10 protein-coding genes are annotated in these 13,086 nt (G+C 68.4%); 2 read left to right on the top strand and 8 right to left on the bottom strand.

What is annotated here, in order from left to right; genetic code table 11:
• Window positions 1-104: 104 nt before the first annotated feature.
• Complete coding sequence (locus ACTHLF_RS06540; protein ID WP_440325904.1) at window positions 105-812, bottom strand: FadR/GntR family transcriptional regulator; 708 nt, start codon at window positions 810-812, stop codon at window positions 105-107.
• 129 nt (window positions 813-941) lie between these two features.
• Here ACTHLF_RS06540 and ACTHLF_RS06535 point away from each other — a divergent pair, with 129 nt between their 5' ends.
• Entirely contained in the window at window positions 942-2,087 is a 1,146-nt protein-coding gene (locus tag ACTHLF_RS06535; RefSeq protein ID WP_440325902.1) for an aldose epimerase family protein, read from the top strand.
• A gap of 99 nt (window positions 2,088-2,186) precedes the next feature.
• Here the strand turns inward: ACTHLF_RS06535 and ACTHLF_RS06530 are convergent, their stop codons facing one another.
• The 5 genes from ACTHLF_RS06530 to xerD form a co-directional block, all read right to left on the bottom strand.
• The gene (locus tag ACTHLF_RS06530; RefSeq protein ID WP_440325901.1) at window positions 2,187-3,092 is read right to left on the bottom strand and encodes a DMT family transporter; all 906 of its coding nucleotides are present in this window, start codon (window positions 3,090-3,092) and stop codon (window positions 2,187-2,189) included.
• The gene (locus tag ACTHLF_RS06525) at window positions 3,089-3,934 is read right to left on the bottom strand and encodes a glycosyltransferase family 2 protein (protein ID WP_440325899.1); all 846 of its coding nucleotides are present in this window, start codon (window positions 3,932-3,934) and stop codon (window positions 3,089-3,091) included. Before ACTHLF_RS06525 ends, ACTHLF_RS06530 begins: the two co-directional genes overlap by 4 nt.
• Before the next feature lie 20 nt (window positions 3,935-3,954).
• Entirely contained in the window at window positions 3,955-7,818 is a 3,864-nt protein-coding gene (gene purL, locus ACTHLF_RS06520; protein WP_440325897.1) for a phosphoribosylformylglycinamidine synthase, read from the bottom strand.
• Between the two features lie 189 nt (window positions 7,819-8,007).
• A complete protein-coding gene (locus ACTHLF_RS06515; RefSeq protein WP_440325895.1) occupies window positions 8,008-8,760 on the bottom strand; it encodes a DsbC family protein in 753 nt (250 codons plus the stop codon).
• A 93-nt stretch (window positions 8,761-8,853) separates the two neighbouring features.
• On the bottom strand, window positions 8,854-9,768 hold the full coding sequence (gene xerD / locus ACTHLF_RS06510; protein WP_440325894.1) for a site-specific tyrosine recombinase XerD: 915 nt from the start codon (window positions 9,766-9,768) through the stop codon (window positions 8,854-8,856).
• Window positions 9,769-9,835: 67 nt separating this feature from the next.
• Between xerD and ACTHLF_RS06505 the strand changes: the two genes are divergently transcribed.
• Window positions 9,836-10,315 (top strand): RDD family protein, encoded by a 480-nt coding sequence (locus ACTHLF_RS06505; RefSeq protein ID WP_440325892.1) that lies wholly within the window; start codon window positions 9,836-9,838, stop codon window positions 10,313-10,315.
• Window positions 10,316-10,387: 72 nt separating this feature from the next.
• Here the strand turns inward: ACTHLF_RS06505 and ACTHLF_RS06500 are convergent, their stop codons facing one another.
• Complete coding sequence (locus ACTHLF_RS06500) at window positions 10,388-12,382, bottom strand: hypothetical protein (protein WP_440325891.1); 1,995 nt, start codon at window positions 12,380-12,382, stop codon at window positions 10,388-10,390.
• A gap of 104 nt (window positions 12,383-12,486) precedes the next feature.
• Window positions 12,487-13,086: hypothetical protein (locus ACTHLF_RS06495; protein WP_440325889.1), on the bottom strand; the 600-nt coding region annotated here is incomplete at its 5' end.

The raw sequence follows: 13,086 nt of genomic DNA, 5'->3' as shown, positions 1-13,086 counted from the left end.
GGGGGGTTGGGGGGCTCTCGGGGGGGGGGGGGGGGGGGGGGGGGCGGGGCCCCGCCCCCCCCCCCCCCCCCCCCCCCCCCCCCCCCCCCCCACAACAGCTTTCGTCAGGTGCGCTTGCCCTTGCGCATGTTCGCGCGCGAGTCGTCGATCATCGAGCGCATCGCGCCGGCCGCTTCGTTCGGTCGGCGGCGACGGATCGCTTCGTAGACGGCGCGATGTTGCGGCAGTGAGTACTTGAAGTTCTTCGCCGTACGGGCGGACATCACGAAGAACGTGGCGAGTGCTGTTTCGATCACCGCGAACAGCGAGCTCAGCAACTCGTTGTTCGTCGCGGCAAGCACCGCTTCGTGGAAGCGCAGGTCAGCCTCGGCCCAGGCGTCCAGGTCGGGGGCCGTCTCCATCGCATCGAGTGCCTCGCCGATCGCTTCAAGCTGCCCGGGTTCACGGCGGCGCGCGGCGGCCATGCACGCGGCGGGCTCGATGATCGCGCGCATCTCCACCAGCTTCGAGACGAAATCCTCGGTAGGCATGGACGCGCAACGCCACGAGAGCACCTGCGGATCCAGGTGGTTCCAGAACCGCGCATCACGCACCCGCATGCCGGTCTTCTGGCGCGTCTCGATCAGGCCTTTCGCCGCCAGCACTTTCAGCGCCTCGCGGAGGATGGTGCGACTGACCTGCATCTGCGCGGCCAGCTGCGCTTCGCCAGGGAGCGGATCGCCCGGGCGCAGCACGCCACTCACGATCGATTCGCCGATCTCCTCGACAACCTGCCCGTGCAGGCTTCGTGAATTCGCCATCTTCGGTGCCATTGCGCCCCCTTCCCGCCTGAACAGCTAGCCCATCCTAACGACGTTTGCGCATGCGACGTTGACGCAGCGCAGCTTGTCAATTGTCGGACAAATATGCTCTCGTCCCGGGGGTGACCACAATGGGAGTGGATGATGGGCAAGCTTCTGGCCGTGACGACCACGGCAATCCTGCTGGGCGCCGCATCGGCGGCCTCGGCCGGCGACGCGACCAAGGCCTCGTTCGGGACGACGCCCGACGGCAAGGACGTCACGGTTATCACGCTGACCAACGGCAAGGGCATGACTGCGAAGGTCATCTCGCTGGGTGCCGCGCTCTATGCGCTGGATGTCCCGGACCGTAACGGCAAGCCGGGCGATATCGTGCTCGGCTACCCGGACCTGAAGGGCACGTTCGAGAAGCCGCAGTACTTCGGTGACACCGTGGGCCGCTACGCGAACCGTATCGCCAAGGGCAAGTTCAAGCTGGATGGCAAGGAGTACACCGTCCCGGTCAACGACGGACCGAACTCCCTGCACGGCGGCAAGCTTGGCTTCGATAAGGTGGTGTGGACCGTCGACAAGGTCGAGTCCGGGGCGAACCCGAGTGTGACGATGACCTATGTCAGTCCCGACGGTGACCAGGGCTACCCTGGCCAGCTCACCGCCACGGCGAAGTACTCGATCAATGACAAGAACGAGCTGACGATCGAATACACCGCGACGACCGACAAGCCGACCATCGTCAACATCACCAACCACACCTACTGGAACCTCGCGGGCGAGGGCTCCGGCAGCGTCGAAGACCAGAAGCTGATGATCGCCGGCGATGCGTACCTGCCGACGGACGCGACCGCGATTCCCACCGGCGAAGTCCGCAGCGTGGCCGGCACCTACTTCGACTTCCGGAAGGCCAAGCCGATCGGCCGCGACGTGCGCAAGGCGAGCGAGCAGCAGCTGGTGTATGGCCGCGGGTTCGACCACAACTGGGTGATCTCGCGGAAGGAAGCCCCTGCCCCGCGCGAAGTCGCGCGTGTCACCGATCCGAAGAGCGGCCGCGTGATGTCGCTGTGGTCGGCGCAACCGGGCCTGCAGTTCTACTCCGGCAACTTCCTCGACGGCACCACCTCGGGCAAGGCGGGCGGCATCTACCGCGAAGGCGATGCGTTCGCGCTGGAACCGCAGATCTTCCCCGACACGCCGAACCAGCCGGACTTCGGCTCGGCGCGGCTCGAGCCCGGGCAGACGTACAAGAACGTGATGACGTACAAGTTCACGACTGACAAAGGCGCGAAGTAACGTAGGAGCCCACCCTGTGGGCGACGCCGTTCGCGATACCGCGACAGGCCTTGTTGCGTTATCGCGAAAGATGTCGCCCACAGGGTGGGCTCCTACGGGTCAGCCGGCTTCGTGGTGCAGGGCTTCGGCGGGTTTCTTGCGGCGGAAGCGTGGCGCCAGTTCCACCATATACATCGCGGCCAGCACCAGCGCGCCGCCGAGCACCATGCGCGTCGTCAGCGCATCCACGCCCAATGCCACGGCAAAGCCGGCCGCGAAGACGGGTTCGGTGGTCATGACGATCGCCGCGCGCGTCGCGGGCATGTGTGCCTGCGCCCAGGTCTGCACAAGCATCGCCAGGGCGCCGGCGACCAGCGCCATGTAAATGATCGAGACCCACGCCTTCCCGTCCGGCGGGAGCGAGGGGCCGTGGTGCGGTAACGTCGCCAGCACGCAGACCGCGGCGATGCCCAGCATCTGGATAGCCGACATGCCGAAGGCATCGCCTGGGCGGGACCAGTGGCCGAGGCCGACGATGTGCAACGCATACAGCGCGGCGGAGGCGAGCGTCAGCAGCACGCCCAGGTCGACGGCAAAACCGTTGAGCGCGAGGATCCCGAGTCCGACCATGGCCAGCACGACCGCGATCCACGTACTCGCCGGAAAACGCTGGCGAAAGATCGCCAGGGCCAGGAACGGGGTAAACACCACGTACATGCCCGTGACGAAGCCGCTGACGCTGGGCGAGGTCAGCGCCAGGCCCTCGGTCTGCAGCCACTGCGCGACGCCATAGAGCACGCCCAGCGCCAGGCCGCGCAGCGTCTGCTCGCGGCCTAGCCGGCGCACGGGCACGGCGAACAGCAGCAGCATCGCTACGGCGGCGATCGCGAAGCGCACGGCGAGGAAATCGATCGGCAGCATGCGCCCGACGACGTCCTTGATCATCACGAAGGTCGAACCCCAGATGGCGGTCACCGCCAGCAGGCCCAGCGTGGCCAGGCCGCTCCCCTTCGACGCCGCGCTCATCGGCGCTTCCGCAGGAGCTGGCCGGGAATCTTCAGCAGGAAATGAGCCCAGATGCCGAGCCAGACGACCGCGCGCACCAGCGGGTTCTTCGCCGCGGGATCATGCCGGCGGAACCAGAGGAACATGCTGCGGTGCTTGTGCCGGCTCACGAACACCGGACGGTGGCGACTGGAACCGCCCTTGCGGTGCAAGACCCGTACGTCGCCGGCGAGCAGCACCTGGTAACCCATGTCACGCGCGCGGCGGCACAGGTCCATGTCCTCGCAATGCAGGAAGAACGACTCGTCGAAGCCACCCAGCGTTTCAAAGGCACCGCGAGGCATCAGCAGGATGGCACCCGAGACCACTTCGACAGGCTCCGCGCCCGTCGGCAACGGCCCACCGATATCGATGCCGGCGCGCCCGAGCTTCGTGGCCAGGGCACGGCCGAGCAGCGGATCGCGGCGCCGGGATGCGGGGTCGATGTGGCCCGCGGCATCCTGGACCAGCGCACCCACGATGCCGGTGTGCGGCCCGACGTGCGCGGCCATCCGCGAGATCGTGTCGGGATCGATCAGGCAATCGGGGTTGAGCACGAGCAGCAACTTGCCGCGCGCCGTCGCGGCGCCGCGATTCACCGCCGGGCCGAAACCGAGGTTCGCACGGTTGTAAATCACGCGCACGCGATCATCCGCGGCGTACGCGCGATCCAGCGCCTCCGGTACGCCGTCATCCGAGCCGTTGTCGACCAGGATGACCTCGACCGGCCGGTCGCTCGCGAGCGCGTGTTCGACGCAATCGCGAGTCAACGGGCCGCTATCGGCCAGGACGATGACGATGCTGGTGAGGTCAGCCGGCGCCATGGTTTCCCATCCCGTCTTGTTCAACCCACCCAGGCACGCGCATTGCGGAACATGCGCATCCAGGGCGAATCCTCACCCCACTGCTCCGGGTGCCAGCTGAGCTGCGCGCTGCGGAACACGCGCTCGGGGTGCGGCATCATGATCAGCACGCGGCCATCCGCGGCGGTGAACGCCGTGAGGCCACCCGGCGAACCGTTCGGGTTCAGCGGGTAGTGCTCGGTCGGCTTGCCGCGGTTATCCACGAAACGCGCGGCACCGTGGCTCTTCGACGGGCTGCACACGTTGGGGAAGCTGACGCGGCCTTCGCCGTGCGCCACCGCCACCGGCAGGCGCGAGCCCACCATGCCGCGGAAGAACAGGCTGCCGGAGTCGAGGATCTCGACCGTGGCGAGGCGCGCTTCGTACTGCTCCGACTGGTTGCGCAGGAACTGCGGCCAGTGCTTCGCGTCCGGGATGATGTCCTTCAGCTGCGACATCATCTGGCAGCCGTTGCACACGCCCAGCGCGAACTTCGAGCCGTCTTCGAAGAAGCGGGCGAACTGCTCGCGCAGCGCATCGTTATAGAGGATCGAGGTGGCCCAGCCACGACCCGCGCCGAGCACGTCACCGTACGAGAAGCCACCGCAGGCGGCGAGGCCGCGGAAGTCCTTCAGGTGGTAGCGGCCGGTGGCGAGGTCGGTCATGTGCACGTCGAGGGCGTCGAAGCCGGCGCGCGTGAACGCGGCCGCCATTTCGACCTGGCCATTGACGCCCTGCTCGCGCAGGATCGCGACGCGCGGACGCACGCCGGTCGCGATGTACGGTGCGGCGATGTCTTCGGCGGGGTCGAAGGTCAGCTTCGGCGACAGGCCCGGATCGGCGTCGTCGAGGCGCCACTCGCTTTCCTGGTCCGCGCTGAGCGGGTTGTCACGCAGGCGCTGCATCGCGTGGCTGGTTTCGTTCCAGGCGCGGAAAAGCTCCGTCCAGTTCCACTTGAACGGGGTTTCGCCGTTCAGGTGCAGCTTGATGCCGAGCTTTTCCTTCGGGCGGCCCACGTTGTGGGTCATGCCCGCGAGGTTGTGCTTCACCAGCAGCTGTTCGAAGGCCTCGCGGTTCGCGCTGGCCACCTGCACGACGCCGCCGAGCTCTTCGTTGAAGAGCGCGCGCAGCGTGGCGTCGGCCCAGCCATCGAGCTTGATCTCGAGGCCGCAGCGTCCGGCGAAGGCCATTTCCAGCAGCGTGACGATCGCGCCGCCGTCGGAACGGTCGTGGTAGGCGAGCAGCAGGCCGGCGCGGTTCGCTTCCTGGATCAGGTCGAACATCGAGCGCAGGCGCTTCGCGTCATCGAGGTCCGGCGGCACGCCGCCAGCGCGGTTGAACACCTGGGTGAGCGCCGAGCCGCCAAGGCGGTCACGGCCCGCGCCGAGGTCTATCAGCCACAGGTCGGTGTCACCGCGGTCCAGCTTGAGCTGCGGGGTGAGGACGCGGCGGACGTCATCGACGCGGGCGAAGCCGGTGATGACGAGCGACACCGGGGAAACGGTCTTCTGCTTCTTGCCGTTGTCGTCCTGCCACACGGTCTGCATGTGCAGCGAATCCTTGCCCACCGGGATAGCGATATCCAGCTCGGGGCAGAGCTCCATGCCGACAGTGCGCACCGCATCGAACAGCGCGGCGTCCTCACCCGGGTGGTTCACGGCGGCCATCCAGTTGGCGGAGAGACGGATCTCCTCCAGCTTGATCGGCGCCGCGGCCATGTTGAGGATCGCTTCGCCCACCGCCATGCGCGCGGCATCGGCGCTGGAGAGCAGCGCGACCGGCGCACGCTCGGCCATGGCCATCGCTTCGCCGGTGTAGCCTTCGAAGTCGGTCATGGTCACGGCGACGTCCGCGACGGGCACCTGCCACGGGCCGATCATCTGGTCGCGTGCGTTGAGGCCGCCGACGGTGCGATCGCCGATGGTGATCAGGAAGTTCTTGCTGCCCACGGCCGGCAGGCGCAGGACGCGCATCAGCGCTTCATCCATGCCCATGCCGGTGAGGTCGGCGACCAGGTCGACGCGCGGCTTCACGCGCTGCGCATCGCGGTGCATGCGCGGCGGCTTGCCGAACAGCACATCCATGCCGAGGTCGATCACGGTGAGGTCGCGACGCGGATCCCTGACGATGAGGCGGGCATCCGCCGTCGCTTCGCCGACCACGGCGAACGGGCAACGCTCGCGCGCGCAGTACGCTTCGAATTCGGCGATGTCTTCCGGACCGATCGCGAGGACGTAGCGCTCCTGCGATTCGTTGCTCCACACCTGCATCGGCGAGAGCGTCGGATCGTCGGAGGGCACCTTCGACAGGTCGATGATGCCGCCGACGCCGGCGTCGTTGAGGATCTCGGGAATCGCGTTGGAAAGACCGCCCGCGCCCACGTCGTGGATGCTGACGATCGGGTTCTTCTCGCCGCGCGCCCAGCACGCGTCGATCACCTGCTGGCAGCGGCGTTCCATTTCCGGGTTGTCGCGCTGCACGGAGGCGAAATCGAGTTCCGCGCTCGAGGTGCCCGACGACACCGACGAAGCGGCACCGCCGCCGAGGCCGATGAGCATGGCCGGGCCACCGAGCACGATGACCTTGTCGCCCGGGCGCACGTCGCGCTTCTGTACGTGCTGCTCGCGGATGGCGGCCAGGCCGCCAGCGATCATGATCGGCTTGTCGTAGCCGCGGCGGATGCCCTTCTCGCCGGTTTCCTGTTCGAAGGTGCGGAAGTAACCGCCGAGCGCCGGGCGGCCGAATTCGTTGTTGAACGCGGCGGCGCCGAGCGGGCCATCGCGCATGATTTCAAAGGCGCTGGCCATGCGCGGCGGGAGCGGGCGCGGGGTTTCCCACGGACGCGGCGTGCCCGGGATGCGCAGGTGCGACACCGAGAAACCGGTGAGGCCGGCCTTCGGCTTGCCGCCGCGGCCCGTGGCGCCTTCATCGCGGATTTCACCGCCGGAGCCGGTGGCGGCACCCGGCCACGGCGCGATGGCCGGGGGGTGGGTATGCGTTTCCACCTTGATCGCGTACGGCGCGCTTTCCTTCACCGTGCGGAACACGCCGTCGTCGGGGTTCACGAACAGGCGGCTGCCTTCGTAACCCTCGACCACCGCCGCGTTGTCCTTGTAGGCGGACAGGGTGAACTTCGGCGAGTGCTTGTGCGTGTTCTTGATCATGCCGAACAGCGAAGCTTCCTGCTCCTTGCCGTCCAGGGTCCACGTGGCGTTGAACACCTTGTGCCGGCAATGCTCCGAGTTCGCCTGGGCGAACATCATCAGCTCGGCGTCGGTGGGCGCACGGCCCATCTCGCCGTAGCGATCCGCAAGGTAGTCGATCTCGTCGTCCGCCAGGGCCAGGCCCAGCGCCTTGTTCGCGTCGGCCAGGGCCGCCTGCGCATCGGCGCCCAGTTCCACGCGGCCCAGGTCGCCCGGGGTGCCGGCCAGGAACAGGCCCGAGGCATCGGCCAGGTGTGCCAGCGGCGACTGCACCATGGGATCGCAGAAGGCCGTCATGACCTGGGCGTAGGCGGGGTCGGTGGCCGGCGGCAGGCCGGTGACCTGCCAGGCCACGCCACGCTCCACGCGGTTCACCGCGAAGCCGGCGCCGTGCAGGATATCGGTGGCCTTGCTCGACCAGGGCGAGATGGTGCCCAGGCGCGGCACGACCCAGAAGGTGGCCGGCTCGGGGTTACCCGGCTTTGCTTCCAGCACGGCCAGCAGGCGGCTCCGCGCGTCGCCTTCCGGCGGCGTGGCGGCATCCACGAAATACACGAACCAGGCCGCCTGCACGCGGGCCCCGTGGTACAGGGACTCCAGGTGGGCGTTCAGGCGTTCGAGGCGAAACGGCGAGAGGGCGCTCTGCCCGTCGAGTGCGATCATGCGGGGGGAAAAGGCGCTGGAGGAAAACGCCTATTCTACATGATGTTGCGGGACAGCATCCGGGGCGACCCGGATGCCGTAGGAGCCCACCCTGTGGGCGACAGCTTTCGCCGGGGAGCCGCAGGGCCTGTGGCGCCGCGCGAACGGCGTCGCCCACAGGGTGGGCTCCTACGCGAGATGGGGCGTTGCTCAGCCGCCCTTGCCGGTGGTACCAGCCGGGGCTTCCACGGCCTTCAACAACTGGGCCGGGCTCAGGTAGCCGCCCACCACGTCGCCATTCTCGGTCACGACGGTAGGGGTGCCGTTCACGCCCAGGCGCTCGCCCAGCTCGAACTCATCCTTCACCGGGTTGGCGCACGAGGCCGCCTTCACCGAACCGCCCTTCATCGCCTCGTTGAAGGCGTTCTTGCGGTCGGACGCGCACCAGACCGAGACGGCCTTGGTGTACGACGGGGTGTCGTTACCGCCCGTGGTCTTGACGCCTTCGCGCGGCCAGAACACGTATTCGACCGTGATGCCCTTCTTGTTGAACTCGTCGATCTGCGAGTGCAGCTGGCGGCAGAAGCCGCAATCGACGTCGGTGAACACGGTAACCGTGTGCCTGGGATTCGTAGCCGCGTAGATCAGGCGCTGGGAAGCGGGCACCTTGGCCAGCTCGGCCTTGCGCGTCGCGGCCCAGCTGGCGGCGGACAGGTCGGTCTGGTTCTTCAGGTCGATCAGGTTGCCGTTGAGCATGTAGCGGCCATCGGCGGTGACGTAGACCATGCGCCCCGAGGCCACCACCTGGTAGAAACCGGGCATCGGCGAGGGCTGGATGCTATCGACCTTGATACCGGGGCCGAGGCCCTCGATGGCGGCGCGCACGGCCTTGGTGTCATCGGCGGCGGCCGCGCTCATGGCGAACACGCCAGCCAGGATCGCCGGGAAAATTTTCTTCAACATCGGGTACGGCTCCATGGGGTACCGGGGGATTCCGCGAGCCCAGCTTGGAACGCGTGGCGCGCGATCGGTTCCCCCGATTGTGGCACGGGCAGGTTAGCCGCGGGGGTGATGCTGGGCGTGAAGACGCTTCAGGCCTTCCTTCGCCACCAGCGTATAGATCTGCGTGGTGCTAAGCGCGCTGTGGCCCAGAAGCATCTGCAGGGCGCGCAGGTCGGCGCCATGGTTGAGAAGATGCGTAGCGAACGAATGGCGCAAAACGTGCGGTGAGACACGTTTGCCCGGGATGCCCACCTGCATGGCGTAGCGTTTGACGAGCGTCCAGAACTGCTGGCGGGTCATGGCGGCGCCACGGTTCGTGAGGAACAGCGCCAGCGGCTGGCCGTGGCCTTTCGCCAGCCCGGGACGCGCTTCCACCATGTAGCGCTCCACGTGGTTCAGGGCCTCTTCGCCCACCGGCACCAGCCGGTCCTTGCCGCCCTTGCCGGTCACGCGCAGCACGCCCTGGCGGGTGTTGAGGCCCGAGAGTGGCAGGTCGACGAGTTCCGATACGCGCAGCCCGGAGGAGTACATCAATTCGAGCATCGCGCGATCGCGCAGGCCGAGTGGCGTCGCGAGGTCCGGCGCGACGATGAGCGCCTCGATCTCGCGCTCGGCCAGGGCCTTGGGCAAACCGCGCGGCATCTTCGGCCGCTGCATCAGCAGGGTCGGGTCTTCCTGCTTCCCTTCATCGCGGGCGAGCTGGGCGTAGAAGCGCCGGAACGCCGATTGCCGCCGCGCCATGCTGCGCACCGATACCGGCTGGCTGCCGTGGTAGGCGGAAAGGTCTTCGCGGGTGGCGTTGGCCAGGCCATGGCCGCGCGTCTCCAGCCAGCGCGACAACTGCGCGAGGTCTCGGCGATACGCCTCGAGCGTGCGATCGGCGAGGCCGTCTTCCGACCACACCCGCTCGATGAAGCGATCGATAAGGCGCGCATCGGCGGCGGAGGGGTCGGTGCTCGGTTCCGTCATGCGCCGATGGTCGCACGAGCGCACCGGGAAAACCCATAATGGCCGGAGGACACCACTGCGAGACCGCATGAACACGATGCCCCTGCCCGCCCCTGCCTGGCGCCGCTTTGCGGCGATCATCTATGACGTGCTTGCCGTGGTGGCCATCGTCATGGTCGTCGGGCTTATCGCGCAGATCGCCACGGGCGGCCAGGTGGCCGACGGCAAGGGCCATATCGTGGCGTGGTGGTACCAGCCGCTGCAGGGTCTCGTGGTCGGCGCGTATTTCTTCTTCTCGTGGACGCGCGGCGGGCAGACGCTGGGCATGCGGCCGTGGAAGATTCGCGTGGTGTCGCGTGAGGGCGGTGCCGTGGATGTGAAACGTGGGCTGGTGCGTGTCGTGGTCGCGGGGCTGCCTGTGCTGCTGTTGATGCTTTATCGCGTGACGTCGCTGCAGGTGGCGTTGCTTGCGCCGTTGGTGGGGTGGGCCGTGATCCTTTTGCCCGCGCTGTTTGATGCGCGGCGGCGTGGGTTGCATGACATGGCTGCGGGGACTGAGGTTCGCTAGGGCAATCGCGCGCAAGCGCGCTCCCACGAGGCTGCGGCAAGCTTTGTGGGAGTGAGCTTGCGAACGATGCTCTTACTTGAACTGGTCGCTTGCGGGGACCCATGAGCCGCTGGCTTGCGGCGCGGCCTGGACGTTGATCTTGATCGACGCCTCGCAACCCGGCGGGAGCGGGCCACCGGCGACGCGCGCGGTGGTGCAGAACGCCGTGTTGTCGATGGGCTGGCCGACGGCCGCGACCGTGGACGCGTTCGCGGGCGGCAGGTTCTCCGCCAGCGGCTTCGACGTCAGCGTCTGGTTCTTCACCAGCTTGTCAGGCTCGGACGGCTTCGGCGGCGGATCGCCACCGCAGCCAAACGTGAACAGGGAAATCGCCTGCTTCATGGCGCCGCCCGATACGCCGGGACCGGCGGTGCAGTTCAGGCGTACGCCGCGGGGAAGCGGCACGGCGAACTTCACCGTCGTCGCCTCCACCCCGTGGCGCAACGCCGTATCGACCGAGCTCTCGCCCTTCGGCGTCCATGCATCGTCGAAGCGCGTCGCCTTGTAATCGATATGCACGCGCGCACCGTTCTGCGGCACGACATTGCCGCGCGGCTTCAGCTCGACATACGCGCCGACCTGGCCCGTCTTGTCGCCCTGCCCGCCTTCGACGCCGTCGGAGCGCTGCGAGGTACCGTTCGCGCCGGTGAGCCGCTCGCCTTCGTCGGTGCCCTTCGCGGCGCCCGGCTTGCCCGTTTCCGCACTGGCGCCCGGCGTGTTGGTGCCCGCGTTCGCCGCCGTCGCGTCACCGGCGGCGGAAGGTGCACCCGGCGCGCCTTCGTTCGCCGATGCGCTCGTATCGTTGTTCGCCTTGCCCTGTTCGTTCTGCGCCTGCGCCGAGGCTTCGCCCGAGGCGATGTCGCCGGGTGCCTGGCCGGGCGGCGCGGGCTCGGTGTCGATGCCGGCGACCGGCAGCTGGATCGCGCCGGGCGTCACGGCGGGTGCCTGCAACGCCGGGCGCGACACATCGGCCACCGGTGCCGAGACATTCGGCCGCGCGGTGGCGTCCGGCAGCGGTATCGCTTCGAGTTCCGCCTCCGCTTCGACCGCGGGTGCGCGCACGGCTTCGACCGCGACCTTAGGCGGTACCGGGCGCGGCACGTCGGCGGTGACCTGGGGTGCGGGCGGTGCCGTCGGCTCCTGCGAGATCGCCGGCAACGGCGTGTCCTGCGGCGTCGGCGGCGCGGACGACTCCTGCACCTCGGGACGCGGGACCGTGGCAAGGGTCAGCGCGGTGGTCGGCACCGGCGCCGTCTTTTCCGCGGTGATCTGCGGGGGCGTCGGCGTCACGGCCGGCTGCGATGTCGGGACCGGCGGCAACGACAACGACGCCGGTGGCGGCATTGTCGTCGTGCCCTCGGCCTGCGCCTTGCGCACGGGTTCGGGCTGGAAACGTGGTGGCACGACCTCTGGCTTGGGCGTCTCCATCGCGAGGTCCGGCGGCGCCGGCGTCGGCAGCGGCACCTTTTCCAGGTCCGGTTGTGGCGGCGGTGCGGTCGGCTGCACCAGCGGCTTCTCCGCGACGGCCTGGATGCTGGGCGGCGGCGCGGTGAGCTTCACATCGGGCTTCACCTGCGGTGGCGGTGCGGCGGGCACGGCGATGGCGGGCAACGCCTTGTTCGCGGACGCGACGGCGGCCGCGTGCGATCCGCGCGAGGCACGGCTGGCGACAGCCTTGCTGCTGGCCTTCTTCGCCTTCGCGACGGGCGCCTTCGATGGCGTGCCGCGCACGGGCGGGACCGGCGGCGGTGGCTTGTCGATCAGGCGCACCTGGAGTGCGTCGGGGTTCTCCGGTTCCGGCGGGGGCGGCAGGGTGTTGTAAGCCGGCCCCAGGATCATCCCGAACAGGAACACCATGTGGATGATGAGCGTACCCACCCAGCCGACGATCCGCCGCAGGCTCGGGCTCGGCTTCTGGCGCAGCTGGCGGCGATAGACGAGCGCCTGCATCGCCGCGTCGCGCGGCGACATGGGCAAGGCAGGCTCGCCGGCCTCGCGCTCGCTGTCCGGTGTGTAATGGGTAGGCATCGGGCGCTAGTGTCCATGCTGCGCGTGCGCTGCACAATCGCGGGTGTGAAGAGGGCCCATGGCTTGGGGGCTGTCGCGAAAGATGTCGCCCACAGGGTGGGCTCCTACTTTCCGGTGCGGCGTTCCTGTTCGGCCTTGTCCAGGTCGATCGCTTTTTGCGGGACGTCGGTCGGGCAACCTTGCGGCAAGGGCTTGTCGGCGCGGAACGCGGCGATGCATTCGGCCTCGGTCGGCGGCTTCACCACGTCGGGTCCATCGGCGAGTGCATGGGCCGGTGCCATGCTCAGGCGGCCATCCGCGGACTTCGGTGGCGGCTTGGGCGGGTCTTCGCCACGGCAGCCGACAGGCAACACGAAGAACACCGTGGCGCAGTTGATCCGGGTGCCACCGACGTTCACCTGCTTCTTCAGCGTGGTGGCTTCCATCGCCTTGCGGATGCCGCCGTTGAGGACGTTTTCGTTCTCCGGCGTCCAATCCTTCGCGAAACGGGTTTCCTTGTACGTGACCGGGCCCTTGTGCGTCATGACGCCGGCATCGTCCGTGGGCTTGCGCGACACGAAGTCGGCCTGGGTCGCCGGGGCCTGGCCCGTCTGCGGCGCGAGATGCACCTGGCCATCGCGGCCGAACAGCTGCGATGGCGCCGGCGCCGGCGGTGGCGGCGCCTCGTTTTCGGCAGGCGCCGTCTCCTTCGGCGGTTCCTTGGG

Source organism: Luteibacter sp. (assembly GCF_051958795.1).
Taxonomy (GTDB): Bacteria; Pseudomonadota; Gammaproteobacteria; order Xanthomonadales; family Rhodanobacteraceae; genus Luteibacter.
The sequence above is the reverse complement of the archived record's forward strand: the minus strand, read 5'-3'. Positions and strand labels throughout refer to the sequence as shown.

Bases quoted from the DNA above. Each gene is read 5' to 3' on its own strand.
- ACTHLF_RS06540 (WP_440325904.1), bottom strand. From the start codon at position 812: ATGGCACCGAAGATGGCGAATTCACGAAGCCTGCACGGGCAGGTTGTC.
- ACTHLF_RS06535 (WP_440325902.1), top strand. From the start codon at position 942: ATGATGGGCAAGCTTCTGGCCGTGACGACCACGGCAATCCTGCTGGGC.
- ACTHLF_RS06530 (WP_440325901.1), bottom strand. From the start codon at position 3,092: ATGAGCGCGGCGTCGAAGGGGAGCGGCCTGGCCACGCTGGGCCTGCTG.
- ACTHLF_RS06525 (WP_440325899.1), bottom strand. From the start codon at position 3,934: ATGGCGCCGGCTGACCTCACCAGCATCGTCATCGTCCTGGCCGATAGC.
- purL (WP_440325897.1), bottom strand. From the start codon at position 7,818: ATGATCGCACTCGACGGGCAGAGCGCCCTCTCGCCGTTTCGCCTCGAA.
- ACTHLF_RS06515 (WP_440325895.1), bottom strand. From the start codon at position 8,760: ATGTTGAAGAAAATTTTCCCGGCGATCCTGGCTGGCGTGTTCGCCATG.
- xerD (WP_440325894.1), bottom strand. From the start codon at position 9,768: ATGACGGAACCGAGCACCGACCCCTCCGCCGCCGATGCGCGCCTTATC.
- ACTHLF_RS06505 (WP_440325892.1), top strand. From the start codon at position 9,836: ATGAACACGATGCCCCTGCCCGCCCCTGCCTGGCGCCGCTTTGCGGCG.
- ACTHLF_RS06500 (WP_440325891.1), bottom strand. From the start codon at position 12,382: ATGCCTACCCATTACACACCGGACAGCGAGCGCGAGGCCGGCGAGCCT.